At 67.9% G+C, this 20212-nt stretch carries 17 protein-coding genes; 8 read left to right on the plus strand and 9 right to left on the minus strand.

Features of this window, described 5'->3' with window-relative positions; all coding sequences use genetic code 11:
- Positions 1 to 34 precede the first annotated feature (34 nt).
- The 8 genes from otsB (at position 35) to VF651_04965 (ending at position 11227) form a co-directional block, all read left to right on the plus strand.
- Positions 35 to 778 (plus strand): trehalose-phosphatase, encoded by a 744-nt coding sequence (gene otsB / locus VF651_04930; GenBank protein ID HEX7965042.1) that lies wholly within the window; start codon positions 35 to 37, stop codon positions 776 to 778.
- Complete coding sequence (locus VF651_04935; protein HEX7965043.1) at positions 765 to 2546, plus strand: glycoside hydrolase family 15 protein; 1782 nt, start codon at positions 765 to 767, stop codon at positions 2544 to 2546. Before otsB ends, VF651_04935 begins: the two co-directional genes overlap by 14 nt.
- A complete protein-coding gene (locus VF651_04940) occupies positions 2543 to 3961 on the plus strand; it encodes a trehalose-6-phosphate synthase (protein HEX7965044.1) in 1419 nt (472 codons plus the stop codon). Before VF651_04935 ends, VF651_04940 begins: the two co-directional genes overlap by 4 nt.
- Positions 3958 to 5034, plus strand: a complete 1077-nt coding sequence (locus VF651_04945; protein HEX7965045.1) for a mechanosensitive ion channel domain-containing protein — start codon at positions 3958 to 3960, stop codon at positions 5032 to 5034. The genes VF651_04940 and VF651_04945 overlap by 4 nt, the downstream gene beginning before the upstream one ends.
- 21 nt (positions 5035 to 5055) lie before the next feature.
- Positions 5056 to 5874: a M48 family metallopeptidase gene (locus VF651_04950; protein HEX7965046.1), complete on the plus strand. Its 819-nt coding sequence runs from the start codon at positions 5056 to 5058 to the stop codon at positions 5872 to 5874.
- Between the two features lie 106 nt (positions 5875 to 5980).
- On the plus strand, positions 5981 to 9505 hold the full coding sequence (locus VF651_04955) for a diguanylate cyclase (protein ID HEX7965047.1): 3525 nt from the start codon (positions 5981 to 5983) through the stop codon (positions 9503 to 9505).
- A 22-nt stretch (positions 9506 to 9527) separates the two neighbouring features.
- On the plus strand, positions 9528 to 9761 hold the full coding sequence (locus VF651_04960; protein HEX7965048.1) for a hypothetical protein: 234 nt from the start codon (positions 9528 to 9530) through the stop codon (positions 9759 to 9761).
- The gene (locus VF651_04965) at positions 9758 to 11227 is read left to right on the plus strand and encodes a sodium:solute symporter family protein (protein ID HEX7965049.1); all 1470 of its coding nucleotides are present in this window, start codon (positions 9758 to 9760) and stop codon (positions 11225 to 11227) included. Before VF651_04960 ends, VF651_04965 begins: the two co-directional genes overlap by 4 nt.
- A 3-nt stretch (positions 11228 to 11230) precedes the next feature.
- On the opposite strand, the gene VF651_04970 is transcribed toward VF651_04965, so the two are convergent.
- From VF651_04970 to gspG, 9 genes are all read right to left on the minus strand, one after another.
- Positions 11231 to 14530, minus strand: a complete 3300-nt coding sequence (locus VF651_04970) for an EAL domain-containing protein (protein ID HEX7965050.1) — start codon at positions 14528 to 14530, stop codon at positions 11231 to 11233.
- Positions 14531 to 14711: 181 nt separating this feature from the next.
- The gene (locus tag VF651_04975) at positions 14712 to 15464 is read right to left on the minus strand and encodes a type II secretion system protein N (GenBank protein ID HEX7965051.1); all 753 of its coding nucleotides are present in this window, start codon (positions 15462 to 15464) and stop codon (positions 14712 to 14714) included.
- Positions 15461 to 15961: a type II secretion system protein M gene (locus VF651_04980; GenBank protein HEX7965052.1), complete on the minus strand. Its 501-nt coding sequence runs from the start codon at positions 15959 to 15961 to the stop codon at positions 15461 to 15463. The genes VF651_04975 and VF651_04980 overlap by 4 nt, the downstream gene beginning before the upstream one ends.
- Entirely contained in the window at positions 15958 to 17181 is a 1224-nt protein-coding gene (gene gspL / locus VF651_04985) for a type II secretion system protein GspL (GenBank protein ID HEX7965053.1), read from the minus strand. Before gspL ends, VF651_04980 begins: the two co-directional genes overlap by 4 nt.
- Positions 17182 to 17183: 2 nt before the next feature.
- Positions 17184 to 18113, minus strand: a complete 930-nt coding sequence (gene gspK / locus VF651_04990; protein HEX7965054.1) for a type II secretion system minor pseudopilin GspK — start codon at positions 18111 to 18113, stop codon at positions 17184 to 17186.
- A 1-nt stretch (position 18114) separates the two neighbouring features.
- Positions 18115 to 18756, minus strand: a complete 642-nt coding sequence (gene gspJ, locus VF651_04995) for a type II secretion system minor pseudopilin GspJ (protein ID HEX7965055.1) — start codon at positions 18754 to 18756, stop codon at positions 18115 to 18117.
- Positions 18757 to 18758: 2 nt separating this feature from the next.
- Positions 18759 to 19133: a type II secretion system minor pseudopilin GspI gene (gene gspI / locus VF651_05000; GenBank protein ID HEX7965056.1), complete on the minus strand. Its 375-nt coding sequence runs from the start codon at positions 19131 to 19133 to the stop codon at positions 18759 to 18761.
- Entirely contained in the window at positions 19130 to 19720 is a 591-nt protein-coding gene (gene gspH / locus VF651_05005; GenBank protein HEX7965057.1) for a type II secretion system minor pseudopilin GspH, read from the minus strand. Before gspH ends, gspI begins: the two co-directional genes overlap by 4 nt.
- An 18-nt stretch (positions 19721 to 19738) precedes the next feature.
- Entirely contained in the window at positions 19739 to 20194 is a 456-nt protein-coding gene (gspG, locus tag VF651_05010; GenBank protein ID HEX7965058.1) for a type II secretion system major pseudopilin GspG, read from the minus strand.
- Between the last annotated feature and the right edge of the window lie 18 nt (positions 20195 to 20212).

Consider the following 20212-nt stretch of genomic DNA (forward strand, 5'->3'; position numbering starts at 1 on the left):
CGGATTTATGTCGCGCCCTGTAGAAAAACCTGCAATGGAGCAGGGCATACCCGAAGCATTTTTCCTGGATGTGGACGGCACCTTGCTCCCGATCGCGGACTCGCCCGAGACGGTGGTCCCGACCGCGGCCGTGTGCGGCCTGCTCAACCGCCTCTCGGCGGCCTGCGATGGAGCGCTCGCGCTGGTAAGCGGCCGTCCCCTGCGGCAGGTGGACCTCATGTTCGCACCCAACCGCTTCGTCGCCGCCGCCCAGCACGGCGCGGAACGGCGTGATCCCGGCGGCATGGTGGTCTGGTCCGAAGCGCACCTGCCGGCGTTGCAGGCAGTGGGGCCGAGGCTGCGCCGGCTCGCGGACTCCGATCCGCACCTCAGGCTCGAGGACAAGGGCCTCGCCATTGCGCTGCACTACCGTCGCGCTCCCCACCTCGGTGACCAGCTTGCCATACGCATGATGACGCTGCTGGCGCCGTATTCGGTGCTGCGCCTGCAGCCCGGCAAGATGGTGCTGGAAGTGTGCGGTGCCGAGACCGGCAAGGGCCGGGCGGTCGAGGCATACCTCAGGCAGCCGCCCTTCGCGGGCCGCCGCCCCATCTACATCGGAGACGACCTCACCGACGAGAGCGCTTTCGAAGCGGTCAACGCGCGCGGCGGCCTCAGCATCAAGGTGGGTCCGGGGCCGAGCGTGGCGCAGGAGCGGCTCACTGATCCCGCCGCGGTGCTCGCCTGGCTCAAATCACGTCTCCAGGGAACGGAGAGTGGGGACCTTGCGCGACCTTGAACTGGGCCTCATCGGCAACTGCGCGTTCGGAGCGCTGGTGGATGCCCGCGCCGAGATCGTGTGGGCCTGCCTGCCGCGCTTCGATGCCGATCCGGTGTTCTGCTCGTTGCTGGAGCCCGCGGAGGAAGGCCGCGGCAGCTTCAGCATCGACCTTGCCGGGTTCGCGAGCTCCAGCCAGCGTTATGAGCGCAACACCGCCATATTGGTGACCACGCTCAATGACGCCCAGGGCGGCGTGGTGGAGGTCGTGGATTTCGCTCCACGCTTCAAGAACTTCGGCCGCATGTTCCGCCCGGCCACGTTGGTGCGCTGCATCCGCCCGCTCAAGGGCCGGCCGCGCATCACGCTGAGGCTGCGGCCAGCGGGGGACTACGGCGCACAGAAGCCAGCCACCACGGCTGGCAGCAACCATGTGCGCTACCTGCTGCCCGGAATGGTGCTGAGACTCACCACCAACGCGCCTGTGACGGCTGTATTGGACGAGACGCCGTTCCAGCTCGACCACGAGGTGGTGATGCTGCTGGGGCCGGACGAAGTGGTGAACGTCTCGTTGGAGGAGATGGTGCGGGAATTCCACCTTGAGACCGCGGCCTATTGGCGCGAGTGGGTGCGCTACCTGGCGCTACCCCTGGAATGGCAGGACGAGGTGATCCGCGCAGCCATCACCCTCAAGCTCTGCACCTTCGAGGACACCGGTGCGGTGATCGCGGCCGTCACCACTTCCATCCCCGAAAGCACCGGCTCCTCCCGCAACTGGGATTACCGCCACTGCTGGTTGCGGGACAGCTACTTCGTAGTGAACGCGCTCAACCGTCTGGGTGCGACCCGTACCATGGAGGACTACATACGGTACGTGGTCAACGTCGGCGCCGACGCTGTGGATGGGCGCCTCAAACCCGTGTACCGCATCAATGGCCGTAGCGACCTGGAAGAGCGGGAAGTCGGGAGCCTAAAGGGGTACCGGAGCTTCGGGCCCGTACGGGTGGGCAACGACGCGCACCGCCAGGAGCAGAACGACGTGTACGGCGCAGTGGTGCTGTCCGCCGCCCACGCCTTCTTCGATGCGCGGCTGGACTCGCCCGGCGACGCGGCGTTGTTCGCCCAGCTGGAGGGGCTGGGAGAGACCGCCCTCGAGCTGCACGACAAACCGGACGCAGGCCTGTGGGAGCTGCGCGGCAACAGCCGCGTGCATACGTTCTCCAGCGTGATGTGCTGGACCGCCTGCGACCGCCTGGCTCGCATCGCCCGGCGCCTGGGCCTCAAGGAGCGCACCTTATATTGGAGCGGGGCGGCGGAACGCGTCCGCACCACCATCCTGGAACGGGCCTGGAGCGCCAAGCTCGGCAGCTTCACCGCCAGCTTCGGTGGTGAGTCGCTTGATGCAGCGCTGCTGCTGCTGGCGGAGCTCGGCATCGTGGAGCCGAAGGACCCGCGTTTCGTCGCGACGGTCGAGGCGATCGGGCGCGAGCTCAAGCGCGGCGACTACGTATTCCGCTACGTGGAGGCAGATGACTTCGGCACGCCTCACAACGCCTTCACTCTCTGCACATTCTGGTACATCGATGCGCTCGCCAAGATAGGCCGGCGCGAGGAGGCACGCACCCTGTTCGAGCACATGCTGGCGCGGCGCACTGCCACCGGCCTCCTGTCGGAACACCTGGATCCCGCCACCGGCGAGTTGTGGGGCAATTTCCCCCAGACCTACAGCATGGTGGGTATCATCCATTCCGCCATGCGCCTCAGCGACCCCTGGGAGGTCGCGTTTTGACACGGCTGGTGGCGGTCTCCAACCGGGTGGCCCTGCCGGACCGGCGCGGGAGCGCCCAAGGCGGCCTCGCCACGGGCCTGCTGGCAGCGATGCGCAAGCAAGGCGGCCTCTGGTTCGGCTGGAACGGCAAGCTCGTCGAGCGGCACGCCGAGAAGCCGGAGGTGATGGAGGAGGAGGGCGTGAGCTTCGCCACGGTGCCGCTGACAGGGCGTGAGTTCGAACGCTACTACGTGGGCTTCGCCAACAGCATGCTGTGGCCGCTGTGCCACTCACGTCTCAACCTGCTGCGCTACCGCGACGCCGACTACCGATGCTACCTGGACGTGAACCGCATGTTCGCGACGCGACTCGCGCCGTTGCTGCAGGAAGACGACTTGGTATGGGTGCACGACTACCACTTCCTGCCCATGGGCCGCATGCTGAGGGAGGCCGGTGTGGGCCAGCCCATCGGTTTCTTCCTGCACATCCCATTTCCCTTCCCCGACACGCTGCGCACGCTGCCGGACTACAAGAACTTGCTGCGGGCGATGCTCGACTACGACGTGCTGGGTTTCCAGACCCCGCTGGACGTGGAGGCGTTCCTGGCGGGGATACGCCACTGCTGCCCGGGTGCCAAGGTGCGCGGTGACTATGTCGAACTGGAGGGCAGGCACGTGAAGGTACAGGCCTTCCCCATCGGTATCGACGTGGACGGCGTGGCGCGCATGGCGCGCAAGGGCCGGCAGGGCAACCACGGCCAGCGCCTCGAAGCCAGCCTCACGGGCCGGCGTCTCATCATCGGCGTGGACCGGCTCGACTACAGCAAGGGCCTGCCGGAACGCTTCCGCGCCTATGGCCGCATGCTGGAGCTCAGTCCCGAGTACCGCCGCCAGGTAGTGCTGCTGCAGATCGCTCCGCTCTCGCGCACCGAGGTGGCCGAGTACGAGGACCTGCGTCAGGAGATCAACGCAATCGCCGGCGACATCCACGCCCGCTTCGCCGAATACGACTGGCTGCCGCTGCGCTACATGACACGCGGCTTCCCGCGCCCAACGGTCATGGGTTTCCTATCCATGGCGCGCATCGGCCTGGTCACACCCATGCGTGACGGCATGAACCTCGTCGCCAAGGAATACTGCGCGGCCCAGCCGCAGGATGATCCAGGCGTGCTGGTGCTATCATCTCTGGCAGGAGCGGCAGATCAGCTCAAGGATGCACTCATAGTGAACCCCTACGACGTGGACGGCATGGCCGCCGCCATTGCCCGCGGGCTCAGCATGCCGGTGGAGGAGAGGCGCGCACGCCACACGCGGCTGCTGGCGGCGCTGCGCGAGAAGGACGTTCACCGCTGGGTGGCGGACTTCACTGACGCGCTGCGGGAGGCCGGCTCAGTCCGCGCGCACGCCGGTGGGCGGCGGGCCGGGGGCAGCGCATGAGCGGCATCACCGAAGACCTCCTGTCCGCGGCGCTATTCGCCGTGCTGCTCTGCGCATCCCTGGCCGTGACTTATCTCGTGCTCTGGCTGCTGCGGCCGGTGGCGCGGCGCATACCCGGTGGCATCGCAGAATGCGTGCTGAAGCGCCTGCGCGAACCGGTGCTGGTGCTGGTGCCGCTCCTGGTGATGCTGGCAGCGCAGCCGCTGGCACGCTTCAGGCCGCGGGTGGACAACTGGGTCTATCACGCGGTCACCATGCTGCTGATCGCCGCCACCGGCTGGGGCTGCATCCGCCTGTTCGATGCCTGGCGCGACAGCCTCACGCTGCACCACCGTCTGGACGTGGCGGATAACCTGCGCGCACGCCAGGTCATCACCCAGGTACTGATCATCCGCCGCATCGCGGTGGTGCTGGTGGTGATCATCACGCTGGCTGCCATGCTGATGACCTTCCCGCAGGTGCGGGCCCTCGGCACGACGCTGTTCGCCTCCGCCGGCGCCGCAGGCCTTCTGATCGGCCTCGCCGCCAAGCCTACTGCCACCAACATCCTGGCGGGTCTGCAGGTGGCCCTGACCGAGCCGATCCGTATCGACGACGTGGTGGTGGTGGAGGGGGAGTGGGGCTGGATCGAGGAGATCCGCACCACCTACGTGGTGGTGCGGGTGTGGGACCAGCGCCGCCTGCTGCTGCCGCTCTCATACTTCATCGAGAAGCCGTTCCAGAACTGGACCCGCCGCACTGCGGACTTGCTCGCCACCGTGACTCTATACGTGGACTACGTGACGCCGGTGGCGGAGGTGCGGGAACGCCTGCACGAGATACTCAAGTCCAGTCGGCTGTGGGACGGCAAGGCCTGGGCGTTGCAGGTGACCGATGCTACCTCTCATACCCTGGAGCTGCGCGCGCTCATGAGCGTGGCCAACAGTGGCAGTGCCTGGGATCTGCGCTGCCTGGTGCGGGAAGAGTTGGTTAGATACCTGCAGGAACGGCGTCCCGACTGCCTGCCGCACACCCGCATCGCCCTCAGCAAGGCCCCCGAGGCTCAGGGCGATACCGATCTCGGAGTGTCCTAATGTCATCTTGAGGAGCCGCCCATGCGCACAAATAAAAACATCTTGCTCATCCCCTTACTGCTCGCCTGCCTCGCTTCGTGCGCCACGTCGCCCACCGGTCGCAAGCAACTCAGCCTGATCTCTGACCAGGATGCCGCCCAGATGGGCACCCAGTCGTTCAGGCAGATCCAGAAGCAAACCCCCTTGGACAAGGACAAGGATGACAACGCCTACGCCGAGTGCATCGTGCATGCGCTGGCAGGTGCCACCGGCAAGCCGCGCGGCGGCGGCAAGTGGGACGTGGCGGTGTTCAAGCAGGACAAGACCGTGAATGCCTTCGCGCTTCCCGGCGGCCATGTCTCGGTGTACACGGGTATCTTCCCCGTCGCCAAGACCCCGGGTGAGCTCGCCGCGGTGCTGGGTCACGAGATGGGCCACGTGCAAGCGGGTCACGGCGCCGAGCGCATCTCCGACCAGACCGCAGCGCAGGTGGGGGTCGGCCTCGCGGCCATCCTCGCCGGCATCGACCAGAGCAGCGGCAAGGGCCAGGCCGCCATGGCAGCGCTCGGCCTCGGGACCCAGGTCGGCGTGCTGCTCCCGTTCAGCCGCGCCCAGGAGAGCGAGGCGGACGTACTAGGCATGCAGTACATGGCCGAGGCGGGCTTCGATCCCCATGAGGCGCTGGATCTCTGGCGCAACATGATGAAGGCCAACACCGGCGCGCCGCCGGAGATCCTTTCCGACCACCCTTCGGATGAGAACCGGCTGCAGGACCTGCAGGCCAGGCTGCCCGAGAACATGCAGCGCTACCAAGCGGCAAAACGCAGGGGACGCACGCCGAACTGTATCCCGCCGGGCTGACCGGCCCCAAGCTTTTTTGGGAGAATTGCTACATAATCCGGGATAGGGAAGCCGCCCGGAGAGGCGGTCTTTTACACCAAAAATAGAGAACAGGGCCTCGCCCCACATGTTCCATCGCCCACGCAAGCAGCGCGACGAGAGAGGCAAGGCCCGCTGGGCCGGGCTCGCGCTCGCGTGTCTCGCCTGCGGTGCAGCCGCGGCCGCCGATATGCCATTTCCGCCCGGCTCGAGCCTGCGCTTCCGTCACATCGGCATCGAGGACGGGCTCGCCCAGAGTTCCGTGCAGGCCATCATCCAGGACGGCCAGGGCTACATGTGGTTCGGCACGCAGGATGGGCTGCAGCGCTACGACGGCTACGAGTTCCTGACGCTGCGCCATGATCCGGCTGACCCGGACTCCCTGGCGGACAACAACGTGAACGTACTGGCGCTGGGCGAGGGCGGTGCGCTCTGGGTAGGCACCACGCTCTCGGGCCTGGACCGGCTTGAGCCGGGCACGCGCCGCTTCACCCACTTCCATCACGATCCCAAGGATCCGGCCAGCATCGCCGACGACCAGATCTCGTCGCTGCTGGTGGACCGCAAGCACCGCATGTGGGTCGGCCATGCCGCCGGTCTCGACCGTTTCGACGGCCACGCCTTCCATCATTACCGACTGCCGTCCAAGACCGCCGACGGCGTGCTCAGCCTCTATGAGGATGCGGGCGGGCGCCTGTGGGTGGGCAGCAACCACGGGGTGTTCTATTTCGACGCCGCGGGTGACCGGCTGCAGCCTCTCGTGCCGCCCGGTATCCGCGATGCGAACGAGCGCGGCCTGTTCACCGAGTCTCCGATCCACGGCTTCATGGAGGCCGGGGGTTTCCTGCTGATCGCGAGCGGGCGAGGCATCGCGGCACTGGACGCGGCCCACGACGAGAAGCACTTCTACAGCCACGCCGCCGCCGCCGACTCCCTCTCCAACGACCACGCACTGGCACTGCTGAAGGACCCAGCTGGCGACGTGTGGGTCGGCACCTACGGCGGCGGCCTCAACCGCTTCGAGGTGGACAGTGGGCGGTTCGAATCCTACCAGCACGACGCCACCGACCCGGGGAGCCTTGGCAGCGACAACATCGATATGCTGTACCAGGACCGCTCGGGACTGGTGTGGATCGGCACCAACGAGAGCGGCGTGGACGTGTACAACCCGCGCACGCGCGCCTTCGGTTACTACCGGCACCGCCAGGGTGATGCCAACAGCCTCGCCAGCAACATGGTGTGGAGCGTATACAAGGATGCCCACGGCGAACTGTGGGTCGGCACCGACCAGGGGCTGACGCGGCTTGATGCGTCGCGGCGGCGCTACCGCCAGTACCACATGGGCAACCGGCCTGCGAACCGGCCCGACGACGACCAGATCAACGCCGTGACCGGCGACGCCCAGGGCGGCATCTGGACCGGCACCGACTACGGGTTGTTCCGCCGCGCCGCCGGCAGCGAGGAGTTCAGGCACTACGACCTCATCGCCCATGACGACGATTCCGAAGGCGACATCGTGAACCTCGTGTACGTGGACGGCCGCGGCCGCATCTGGGCCGGCACCGGCCTCGGACTGGCGCGGGTCGATCCCGCCACCGGCAAGGTGTGGCGCTACCAGCACGACGACCGCCGGCCAGGCAGCCTGCCCGACAACAGCGTGGTGACGATGTGCGAGACCAGCGACGGCAAGCTGTGGCTCGGCACCGGCGGCGGACTCGCCTCCTTCGACGGCGAACACGACCTGTTCACTGCCTACCATAGCGACCCGCGCGATCCCGCGAGCCTGAGCTACGACAGCATCCAGAGCTGCCAGCCGGACGGCGAGGGCGGACTGTGGATCGGCACGGCGGTGGGGTTGGATCACCTCAAGGCCGGCGGGCACGCATTCAAGCGTTACTTCGCCGCCGACGGCCTGCCCAGCGATACCATCTATGCCGTGCTGCGCGACGCCAGCGGCGGCATCTGGTCCAGCACCGGGCATGGCCTGTCCCGACTGGACCCGGCCACCGGTGCGTTCCGCAACTACGTCAAGAGCGACGGCCTGCAGAGCGACGAGTTCAACGGCGGTGCCGCATTCGCGGCGCCGGACGGCGAACTCCTGTTCGGCGGCGTGGACGGCGTCAACGCGTTCTATCCCGAGCAGCTCAGCCGCGACACCGAGCCGCCGGCGGTGGCGATCACCCGTTTCGTGCGCCACGGCGACGATGTTTCACTGGACACGCCGGACGGCCCGCTCAGGCAGGCGGAGGTGCAGTACCGGCAGAACATCCTCAGCTTCGAGTTCACCGCCTTCGACTACGCAGAGCCGGACCTCAACACCTTCAGTTACCGGCTGGACGGCTTCGACAGCGACTGGCATACGCTGCGCGGCCGCCACGCGGCCACCTACACCAACCTGGACCCCGGCAGCTACGTGCTGCGGGTACGCGGCGCCAACAGCGACGGGGTGTGGAACGAGCGCGAGGCCTCCCTGGACATCGAGGTGCTGCCGCCCGCCTGGCGCACCGGCTGGGCCTATCTGCTGTACGTGGCTGCGGCGTTCGTCTCCCTGATGCTGGGACTCGGCCTCTATAAGCGCTTCATCACCCGTGAGCACCAGCTCGAGAACGAACAGCAGCGACGCCAGTGGGCGGAATCGCTGCACAACCTCATCCACTCGGTCACCGCCCAGCGCGACGAGCGCGCCATCGCCGAACAGCTCATCGACACCCTCACTAACTTCATCACCTATGAGCAGGCCCTGTTCTACGTGGAGCGGGACGGGGCACTGCAGCTCGTCGCGTCGCGCGGCATCGGCGCCGGCGAGCAGGATTACCTCGAGCACTGGCCGCAGCAGCAGCCGCGCATCGTGGCACGTCTCAGGCAAGCCAGCCAGGCGCTGCTGCTCGCGCCCGAGGATGCCGCCACCCTGGCGGGCGGCGGCGCGCGGCCCGGCCGCCACCATTACCTGGCGGTGCCGCTGCATTCCGGCAGCGGCGCATTCCGGCTGCTCCTGGTCGGGCGCCCGAATCGGCCGCTGGACCTGCAGCAGATGGAGGTGGCTTCGGCCATGGCCAAGCAGGTGAGCGTGGCGCTGGACAATGCCCAGCTCATCAAGGACCTGGAGAACCTCGCCACCACCGACGGCCTGACCCGTCTCTATAACCGGCGCCACTTCATGGAACGGGCCGAGAGCGAGTTCGAGCGCAGCCATCGCTACCGGCGCGAACTGTCGGTGTTCCTGATCGACGCCGACCACTTCAAGGCCATCAACGACACCCATGGCCACGATGCCGGGGACCGGGTGCTGCGGTTACTGGCCGCCACCTGCCGCCAGGGGCTGCGCCAGCTCGACGTGCTCGGCCGCTACGGCGGCGAAGAACTGGTGGTGTTGCTGCCGGAGACCCCGGCTGGGCTCGCGCTCGAGACCGCCGAACGGCTGCGGCGCAGCATCGAGCAGCTGCGCGTACCGGCCCTGGACGGCGAGATCCACCTCAGCGTGAGCATCGGCGTCGCCACCGCGACCCCGGATACCGAGAGCGTGGCCGCACTCATCAACCAGGCGGACCGCGCCCTGTACGAGGCGAAGCGCGGCGGGCGCAACCGCGTCGTGGCGTCCGGCGTGAAGACTTGACCCGCGCTTGAGAAGGGGGCGTATGGACGGGAAGCGGGGCGCACCCAGGCGCCACAAGCGGCTGCTCGGCGTGGTGCTGGCGGTGCTCGCTGCCAGCATCTGGCCCGGCTATCTCGTGGCCGCGCGCATCGAGCCCTACGTGCTGGGCCTGCCATTCAGCATGGCCTGGCTGGTGGGCGGCATCCTGCTGGTGTTCATCGCGCTTCTGCTGACCTTCCGCGCCGACATGCGCGCGGGCAGGGGAGGCGGGCGATGACCGTCGAACTGGTCCCGTGCCTCGTGTACCTCGGCATCGCGCTGCTGCTCGGCATGCTGCCGGCCAGGTTCAGCTCCCGGAGCGTGGCGGGCTACGTCGCCGGCGACCGCAGCCTCAACACGGTGCTCCTGTACTTCGTGCTGGGCGCGGCGGTGTTCTCCTCGTTCGCGTTCCTGGGCGGGCCCGGCTGGGCCTACTCACGCGGCGCCGCGGCGTTCTACATCCTGTCCTACGGCGCCTTCGGCATGATCCCGTTCTACTTCCTGGGGCCGCGGGCGCGCCGCATCGGCGCCAGGCTCGGCTTCTTCACCCAGGCGGAGATCATCGGCCACCGTTTCGATAGCCGCGCCCTGCAGGTGGCAGTGGCGCTCTTGAGCATCGCAGCGCTGGTGCCCTACCTCACGCTGCAGATCAAGGGTGTCGGTCTCATCCTAGCGGTGGCGAGCCATGGTGAGCTGCCGGAGTGGGCCGGCGCGCTCATCGCCTACGGCATCGTGACGGTATATGTGCTCTACAGCGGCATGCTGGGGGTGAGCTGGACCAGCGTGTTCATGGGCATCGCCATGATGAGCATCGGCTGGTTGTTCGGCCTGTACCTGCCCTGGAAGTTCTACGGCGGAGTGGAAGGCATGTTCCATGCCCTCGCGTCCGGACCCCATGCGGCGATGCTGGTGCCGCCGGGTCTCGCCGCTGACGGCGCGGCCTGGGACTGGTGGGGCTACAGCTCGGCGATCGTGGTCTCGGTGCTGGGCTTCTGCTGCTGGCCGCATTTCTTCATGCGCAGCATGGCGGCGAAGGACGACCGCAGCCTCAAGCTCATGGTGGTGATGTACCCGACCATGCAGGTGTTCATGGTGCCGGTGCTGATCATCGGCTTCTCGGCGGTGCTGATGTTCCCGGGCATCCAGCCTGCCGACACGGTGCTTCCGTTCATGCTGCAGCACGCCGGGCTCTCGCCCTGGCTGGTGGGGCTGGCCTCGGCCGGCACGCTGGCGGCCTCCATGCACACCGGGGATGCCATCATGCATGCCGCCGCCACGGTGGGCGTGCGTGACGGCATCGTGCCGCTCCTCGGTAAGCCGCTGAGCGACAAGCGCGAGCGCCGGCTCATCCAGGTGCTGGTGCTGGTGATCACGGCGGTGGCGTACTACTACGCGATGATGTCCAAGGCCTCGCTGGTGTCGCTGCTGCTGGGTTCCTACGGCGGTGTGGCGCAGATCTTCCCGGTCCTCATCGCCGCGTTCTACTGGCCGCGCGCCACCGCCGCCGGCGTCACCGCCGGCTTGCTCACGGGCATCGGTGTGAACATGCTGTTACTGCTGATGCCGGCCCTGAAGCCGGTACCGCTGCACGAAGGCATCTACGGCCTGCTGGCGAACGTGATCGTGCTGGTGGGCGTGAGCCTGCTGACACGTCCGGCAGACGCCGAACGGCTCAAATACTATGCGGAACCAGGTTGGGATTGAGGCTTATTTGGGCGGGGCGAGGGCAGCCAGATATTTCTCCACTTCGGTTATGGCCATGGGCTTGGAGAAGAAGTAACCCTGGCCTTTGCGGCAGCCCAGGGCGCGGAGCAGTTCCACCTGGCGCGCGTCCTCGATGCCTTCCGCCACCACGTCCATGCCCAGGTCCGCCGCCAGCACCGTGATGGTGCGCACGATGGCGCGGTCGGCACGCGCCTTCTCGATGCCGGTGATGAAGGAACGGTCGATCTTGAGGGTGTCGATCTTGAACCGGCGCAGCGCCGAGAGCGACGAGTAGCCGGTGCCGAAGTCATCCATCTGCAGGTTCACGCCCACCGTGCGCAGGCGCGCGATGGTCTCCACGGCCAGCGCCGGGTTGTCCATGAACACCGTCTCGGTGATCTCCAGGCACAGGTTCTTGGGCTTGAGGCCGGTGATGTCCAGCACCCGCGCCACGCGCTGCGGCAGAACCCAGTGGGCGAACTGGCGGTTGGCGATGTTCACGCTCATGGTGATCTCGTCGCCGAGGTGCTTGTACTTCTTCTTCCAGGCGGCGAACTGGGCGCAGGCGGTCTCCATCACCCACCAGCCGATGGGGATGATGAGGCCGGTCTCCTCGGCCACCGCCAGGAAGTGCTCGGGACCCAGCAGTCCCTGGTTCGGGTGTTCCCAGCGCACCAGCGCCTCGAAGCCCGAGAGCTTGTTGGCCGACAGGTCCATCACCGGCTGGTAGAACACGCGGAACTCGCTGCGCTGCAGGGCCTGGCGCAGGTCCGTCTCGAGCTTGAGGTTGGCCTTGGCGCTCTCGTGCATGGCATCGTCGAACACCACGTAGCCGGCTTTGCCGGCGGCCTTGGCGCGGTACATGGCGGTGTCGGCGTCGCGCAGGATCTCGTCCGGGTGCTTGTAGTGGGGCGCGTTGATGACGATGCCGATGCTGGCGTTGGTGAACACCTCGTGGCCGTCCACGGTGATGGCGCGGGCCAGCTCCTCGTGCACCCTGTCCGCCACCGCGGTGGCGTCATCCAGTCCGGTGATGTTCTCCACCAGGATGGTGAACTCGTCACCGCCGTAGCGGGCGATGAGGTCGGCGGGCCGCAGGCACGTGCGCAGCCGGCGCGCGATCGCCGCCAGCACCCGGTCGCCGAAGGAATGGCCGAGGCCGTCGTTGATGAGCTTGAAGCGGTCGAGGTCGAGGAACAGCACCGCGAAGCGGTCGGAGCTGCGCTTCCCGACGTGCTCGAGGGTCTGCTGCAGCTTCTCCATGAAGAAGCTGCGGTTCGGCAGGTCGGTGAGCGCGTCATGGTAGGCGCCGCGCAGCAGTTCCTGCTCGGAACGCTTCTGGGCGGTCACGTCGCGCACCGTGCCGGTGACAGCGGGAGACCCGCGGTAGGGCACGTGTGCCACTGTCACCGCTGCCACGACACGGGTCTTCTCGTCCCTGTGCATGAAGCGCAGCTCGTGGAGCTCGTGGCTGGCGTGCAGCACGTACTCCTCCTCGAAGGCGCTGCTGGAGTGCCGGTCCTCCGGCGCCAGCAGCGAACTGAACGAAAGGCCGGTCATCTCCTCGGGCTCGTAGCCGAGCATGGTGGCGAAGGCGCGGTTCACGTACACCAAGCCCCCGTGCGAGCTCAGGAACACGCCGTCCTGGCTCATGTCCACCAGCGTGCGGTACTTCTCCTCGGATTGGGCCAAGGCCTCCTCGGCCTGCTTGCGCGCGGTGATGTCGTGCAGCGTACCTTCGTAGTACTCCACCTTGCCGGACTTGTCCCGCACCACCCGTGAGTTGTCCGAGACCCAGATGACGCTGCCGTCCCGGCGCGTGACCTGGATCTCCTCGTCGGTGTACTGGCCATCCTTCTCCAGGCGCGCGAGCAGCTCGGCGCGCTGCTCCGGGTGCAGGTAGGTGCGCTCGGCCACGCTCGGGCCGGCGGCCATCAGTTCCTTGGCGTCGGCGAAGCCCAGGATGCGGGCCAGCGCCTTGTTGGCGCGCAAGATGCGCCCGTCGGCAGTACTCTGGTAGATGCCCTCGACCGCGTTCTGGAAAATGCTGCTGTAGCGCTTCTCCACGTCCTGTAGGGCTTCGCCGCTGCCTGAGTCGGTGCCGACGCTCTGGTCGCGGCGGTCGTGGCAGACCGCCAGCACGGTGTGCATGCCGTCCAGTACCTGGAGGCGCGCGTGCACCCGCACCGGCACGGCGCTCCCGTCCTTGGCGCGCAGGCTGGTGTCGAACAGCAGCGCCTGGTCGGCGAGCAGCGCGGTATTGGTCTCGCGCAGCTTTTCCGCGTCCATGAGGCTGGAGAGGCTGATCTCCAGCAGCTCGTCGCGCGCGTAGCCGAGCAGGGTACAGGCAGTGTCGTTGGCCTCGATGAAGGGACCGCCGATGCGGCCGTCGGTGCCGATGGGGTATACCAGTATCGCGTCGCCGCCGGTGTTGAACAGGGTGCGGTAGCTCACGTCGCGGCGGTGCAGGGCATCCAGGGTGGAGCGGTAGTCGGTGACATCCAGCACCGCGGTCAACACGTAGGGCTTGCCCTCGATCTCCACCATCTCGGCAGAGGTGAGGCCGCGGCGCCTCTCGCCGTCACGGGTCAGGAAGTGGGCCTCACGGTTGGTGAGGCGGCCGCTGAGGCGCAGCTCCTGCAGGAATTCCTCGCGTTCCTCCGGGTACTCCCAGATGCCGAGTTCCACGGCGGTACGGCCGATGATCTCGGCTGGGCTGTGGCCAAGCATGCGCTCGACTGCGGCGTTCACGTCGGTGAACTTCCCGGTGTCGAGCTCGGAGATGGCGATGATGCCTGGCGCGGCGCGGAAGGCGGTGGCGAACTTGGCGGCGGCGAGGCGCTGCACCTCGTCGAAGCGGCGGCGGCGCAACTCCGCTGAACAGCGCGCGGCGAGGAGCCGCAGTGCGTCGAACAGCTCGTCGTTGGCCTGGAACGGCTGCCGCGACATGATGCCGAGGTGGCCGATGGACTGGCCGTCGGGGCCGGCGATGGCCACCGCGCAATAGGCACGTACGCCGTGCTTGCGCAGCCAGCGGTCCTCCGGGAAGGCGGTGGCGGCCTCGTCCTCGATCCACAACCGGCCTTCCGACATCACCCGTTCGGCGGGCGTGCCCGGCACATCGATCTCGCCCATGCCGCCAGCGGCATGGTTCACGTGCCAGCCGGCCACCACCCGCAGGCGGTTGGCGTCCTCTGGCAGGCGGCTGGTGACGAAGGCGTATTCGGTGTCGAGCGCCTCCGCCAGGCTGCGTACCAGCTGGCGGAAGAAGTCCTGCCCGGCGAAGCCCGCAGTCTGTTCCATCAGACTGTAGAGGATCCCCGCTGGCGCGGCGTGGAGGACGCTTTCCGGCTTCATCTTGGGCAGGTTACCTTAGTCAGGCGGGTGCGTGCGGTCCTCTCCCGGAGCCGCAGCGAACGTAAATAATGCTTAAGGAGACGGTTCTAAGTCAATGAAAAACCAAGGGAAGACTAGGTGATTTCGGTCACCATTGTCCTTTGAAGTCGAAGGGATATTGCCCGGTACTGTCGGGGTTACCCAGGCCCGCCAGCAGGGAGCGGGTGGCACTGTCGCCGGGATCCTTGGCCGCCAGGGTACCGGCCAGGTGGTAGGCGCCCCCGGAACTCAAGCTGAGCTTGGCGTTCAGCCGCAGGGGGCTCGCCACGTCGGATACCTCGGCATCCACCCCGTCGGCGGCCGGCGTCAGCAGCATGCGGAAACTGCCCAGGGTGGCGGTGGCGGGCCAACTCAGCACTGCCTCATCCAAGTCCACCTCGCCCTGGGCGGAATGCAGGCTGCCGTCCTTGAAGCTCAGCTGGTCCAGGTGCAGCGTCAATGAGCCGGCCAGCGCGCGGGGCGGCAACGGCAGCCAAGCCACCACAGTCGCGACGGGCAGGCGCCCGTCCATGCCGCGCAGGTAGATGCGGTGACCCAGCCCAACGTCCACACGCGTCGCCAGCTCCTGCGATTCGCCCTCCAGTCGCACGCGATAACCGAAGCTGGCGGAGAACGGCGCGAGCCAGTCGAAATGCCAAGCCAAGCCGCCGAGGGACGCGCCTTGCCAGCGCACGTCAACCGCGGCGCCGGAGAAGACGGAGCCCGTGACGCCGTGGAGCTCGAGCCCGGGCAACTGCTGCATGGCGCGATCGGCGAGATACCGGGCGGGCAGGGTGGCGCCCAGGAACACGAGGTAGGAGACCGCACCCAGCAGCCACCAGCGCAGGACACGCCAGCTCATGAACCAGCGGTCAGGGTGAGGGTGGTGTCCACCGTGCCGGTGCCGCTCGCGCGTTGCGCGGTCATGTCGCGAACGGAGATGCCGTACTGGCGGCGCAGGGTGCCGATCCAGCGGATCACGCTGTCGAAGCCTACCGCCTGCATCTGCACGCGCACGGAGCCATCGGGGTTGGTCTGGGCCTGCTTCACGGCGGCACCGAAGCCGGAATCGTTGGCGCTGCGGCTCACCACCGCGAGCAGCGACTGACCGGCGGGGATGCCGGAGGGCTGCTGCCCGCGCAGGGACTGCAGCCGCGCCGCCATGGGCTGCATCTCGGCGAGCTCGGCCTGGCGCGAGGCGATGTCCGCCGTGAGCCGCGCGCGGCTCGCGAAGTAGGGATGCAGCAAGGCAAGGTAGACGAACATCCCCACCAGGAACGCAGCACCCACCATCAATATGCGCTGTTCGCGCTGCTGCAGGGACAGGTACCAGGCCTTGAACTCGGCGAACTGCTTCATGCACCGCCTCCGCTGAGCACGAGGCGTCCGGTCACCTGGCTGCCGGCGGCGTTCACAGAATCCAGGTCGGCGCGCACGCCGGCCTGCTGGTTGAGTGCGCCCTTGAGTGCGTCCAGGGCGCCGATGTCGCCGGCCTGGACCTGCACCTGCAGGTTGCCGCCCTGGTAGTTGAAGCCGGTGACCTGGATGGAGGCGTTGCCGCCGATGGAGTCGCCGAGGGCGGCCAGCAGCGCCAGCAGGGAGCCGGCGGAACTGCCGCCCTGCAGCGCTCCGAGCTTGCTCTTCATCGCCGTGAGCGCATCGGTGCCTTCCGGCACCGGGCTTCCGGTGGCCTGGGTGTAGAACTCGGCCACCTGGGAATCCAGCGCCGTCGCCTGGTGACGCAGGCGCACGTAGGAGGTGATCTGCTCGGCGAAACCGAGCAACAGGCAGAGCGCGAGCAATATCGCCGCGACGCGCCACGTGTGCCAGTGCTCCTGCAGCGGCGTCTGCAGGCGGAAGTCACCCTGCAGCAGGTCGAGCCCGCGTTGGCTGCGCAGCGCCGCCGCGAGGGCCGGCAGCGCGCCGTCCGCGTTCGGGTGCTTCACGCGCTCCAGCGATGCATCGCCCAGTTCGCCGTCGAAAGTCTCTATATCGGATTCGGTGCCGTACAGAGCCACGCGGGTGAGGGAACCGCCGCTCTCCGAGGCGCGGCGCTTGAGCAGCGGCGCGCCCAGCGTGCGGTCGGTGGCGAAGCCGCCGCCCTCGGCGAAGCGTACCAGCGCGGCATCGCCGTCCAGCGCGACGGCGGCAGTGCCGGGTTCCGGCGCCAGGGCGCAGACGTCCGGTATCAGCTGGCGCGGCGCGATGCCGGCCGCGGCGAGCGTGTCGAGACAGGATTGCATGCGAGCGCGGCTCACCACCGCCACCAGCTGGCCGGCCTCGGTACGGGCGCCGAGCGCGAAGTGCAGTGACTCCACGTCCTCAGCCAGCTTGTCCTCGAGCATGAAGGGCACGGCCTGCAGCACTTTCTGCGGATTGCGGCTCGGCACTTCCACGTGCAGCAGCGTGACCTGCTCGCCGGGCATGAGCACGGTGACACGCCGGCCCTTGGCGAACGGCAAGGCATCCTCGAGGGGGCCCTGCTGCACGTGGCCGATGCGGTTGCCCAGGCCGTCCACCAGCAGCCAGCGGGCGGGCCCGGCGGCGCGCGGCAGGTGCAGGTAGAGGGATTCGGCCATGCTCAAAGGGTCCCGAGGGTTCGGCGCACGGTGGTCACGTTGACGCCGTTGCGCAGCAGCAGACTGTACAGGGTGACGTGGGTGGTGCCAATCTCCGCGTCCACCGTCACCAGGAAGTACTGGCTGTCGTAGCCGATGCCCTTGGGCGCGAGGTTCCCCGCGGTGAACGCCTGAGGCGGGTTGCCGGTGTTGAACACCACGCTGCCACGCTCGCCGATCACCTGGGAGGCTACGTCGGGTGTGATGTGCGGGTCCAGGGATTCCAGCACCGGCCCCGAGGCGGTGTTCACGTTCACGGTCGTGGCGCCGCCGCCCAGGGACGGAGGCAGTGCCGAGAGGTAGGGCGCGAGCCGGGCATACACCTGCGGCGTCACGCCCTTGACCAGCAGCATCTCGCTGATGCTGCTCATGGGCACGCCGGAGGTGAGGTAGGCTGGCTGCAGGCGCGAGTAGTAGTCGTCCTTGGCGCCGCCCTGGCTCGCGCCGGTGCCGGGGCTCATCCAGTCGGCGGCGGCGTCGGCGATGGCGGGGTCGAGTTCGAGCGCCTGCAAGAGGCGGCGGAACTGCTCCACCACCGGCGCCTGGATCACGCCCTGGGCATTCACCAGGTTGTTGACGTTGAAGCGGCCCTGCAGATCCTCGATGCGGCCCTGGATCTGGCCGCCGTCCACCGGCAGCGGCGGCAGCTGCTGCGCCCAGTCCTGGCTCAAGGCGGTGACGCCCTGGTTCTTGCGCGCGGCGCGCGAGAGGATCTGGCCCGCCCAGGCCTCGGCGCCGAGCGCGTACTCCATGGCCTGGTCGCCCTGCACCAGCGTCGCGGTGCGCCGTTCGTCGAGCCCCGTCTGCCAGATCATGGCGGCGGACATGCCGGCGGCGATGGCCAGCACCACCAGCGCGGTGATGAGCGCGACGCCGCGTTGGCGTGCGCTCACGTCAGGGACCGCAGTTCGAGGCACAGCTCGCCACCTCCACTATGCGGGTCAGCTCCCCCAGGTCCTTGAGCGTGACTGTGATGCTGACGGCGACCGGCAGCACGTCGCCCGCAGGTTTCACGCCGGTGGGCGGACGCACGGCAGTGGCGGTCCACACGTCCTGGAAGCTCTTGGAGACGGGGTCCATGTACTGGAACTTGATGGAGCTCACATCGTCCAGCAGCGGCTGCTTGGCGGGTGTGAGCTGCGCCATGCCGTCCAGCTCCGGCCACCAGGAGCGCATGAGCTTGCCGTCCTCCAGGCTGTAAGCCACGCGCTGCTGGGTGCTGCGCACCGTGCCGAGCGGGTTGCTCCAGCCGCCGCGGGTGAACACGATGGGCGGCACATTGTCGGGACCCGCCACCAAGGCGGGCACGCTGCCGCCCAGGCCGTCGCGCACCGGGCGCGGCTCGAGCTGAGCGAAGTCTCGCGCCATGATGTCCATGGCGAGTTGCACCTGGCGCAGGCGCTTCATGGTGTCGCGGTTGCCTTCCGACTGCTTGGTCACGGCGCCGAGGCCGCCGTAGGCGATGGCCATGATCAGCGCGGTGATGCTCAAGGCCACCAGCAACTCGATCAGCGTGAAGCCGCGCGCGCGATCCACGTTCAACCTCGCTGCAGCGGCCGGCCCATGAAGCCGGTGACGGTGGTGATGACCTCGTCGCTGTCGGGCAGGCTCACGTCGATGTCCACCCGCAGGAGATCCGGATCCGCGGTCTTGGTCATGGTGGCCTTCCAGTGCCACTTCTGGCCGCCCATGTCGGCGTCGCCGTTCAGCGAGTCGTCGCTGGGCCAGCTCTGGGCCACCCGCAGCATGGTGAGCTCGTTCATGCCCACCCAGCCGGCGAAGGTCTTGTCCCGCAGGTGCGCGCCCAGGCGCGAACTGGAGCCGGCGGTGCCGATCACCGCCAGCATGCCGAGCGCCAGCACCGCGAGCGCGATCAGCACCTCGAGCAGCGTGAAGCCGCGCGCGCGCTTCATGGCCTGGCCTTGCCGGCGTCGGCAGCTGGTTCCACCACCGTGATGCCGTCCGTGAGGGAGCCCTTGACGGTGTATGCCGCGCCGGAGACACCGGCCACCTCGATCTCGAAGGGCAGGAGCTCGCCACTGGACAGGAGCAGCACCTGGGGCAGTTCGGTCTGGTCCGTATCACCTTCATGCCCGGCGGGCGTCGCGCTGGTGGCGGCAGCCGGTTCCTCTACCGTGGCGGGCGGCGGCGCCAACGCCGCAGTGGTGCCGTCCATGTGCAGTGTGAGCGTCACGTCATCGCCAAGGTCGCGGCGATAGAAGAGGTTATCGGCCTGCAGCGGCGCCCACTTGCGGCCATCGTAGGTATAGAAGGAGTAGCCGTGGGCCTCGATGCGCAGGCCGTACACACGACCCTGCATCACCGCCTGCTCGGAAGCGAGGCCCGCGAGGTCCGCCAGTTCATGCGCGGCTTTCTGCGCCGGCGGGTCGCGGCCGAGGGCGCCGGTGGATATAACGGCGACGCTGGCGATCACCGCGATGATCACCATCACCACCAGGAGTTCGAGGAGCGTGAAGCCCTTTGTCCGTTGCGGGCTCACCGTGGGCGTCCTTGCCGGTCAGTGTCCGCCGTTCGCGGCGTTCCCGTTCATGTTCCAGTTGCCCATGTCGCCGTTCACCCCCTCGCCGCCGGGCGTGCCGTCGGCGCCGTTGGACCAGATGTCCACCGCAGTGCCATGGGTGCCCGGGTTCAGGTACTGGTAGGGGTGGCCCCAGGGGTCCACCGGCAGCTGGTCCAGGTACTGCTTCCAGTGGGCCGGCTCAGGGTTGGCCGAGGGCTTCTGCACCAGCGCTTGCAGGCCCTGCTCGGTGCTCGGGTAGACATAGTTGTCGAGGCGGTACATCTCCAGGGTGGACTGGATCTGCTGGATATCGGCCTTGACCTTCACCAGGCGGGCCTCGTCGGGCTTGTCCATGATCTTGGGGACGATGACCGCGGCCAGGATGCCGAGGATGACCACCACCACCATCACTTCGATGAGGGTGAAACCGGATTGCTGCTTGCGGGTCTGCATGGCTGTTTTGGCTGATAA

The sequence above is a fragment of the Gammaproteobacteria bacterium genome (assembly GCA_036383255.1).
GTDB lineage: Bacteria > Pseudomonadota > Gammaproteobacteria > Natronospirales > REEB76 > DASUBN01.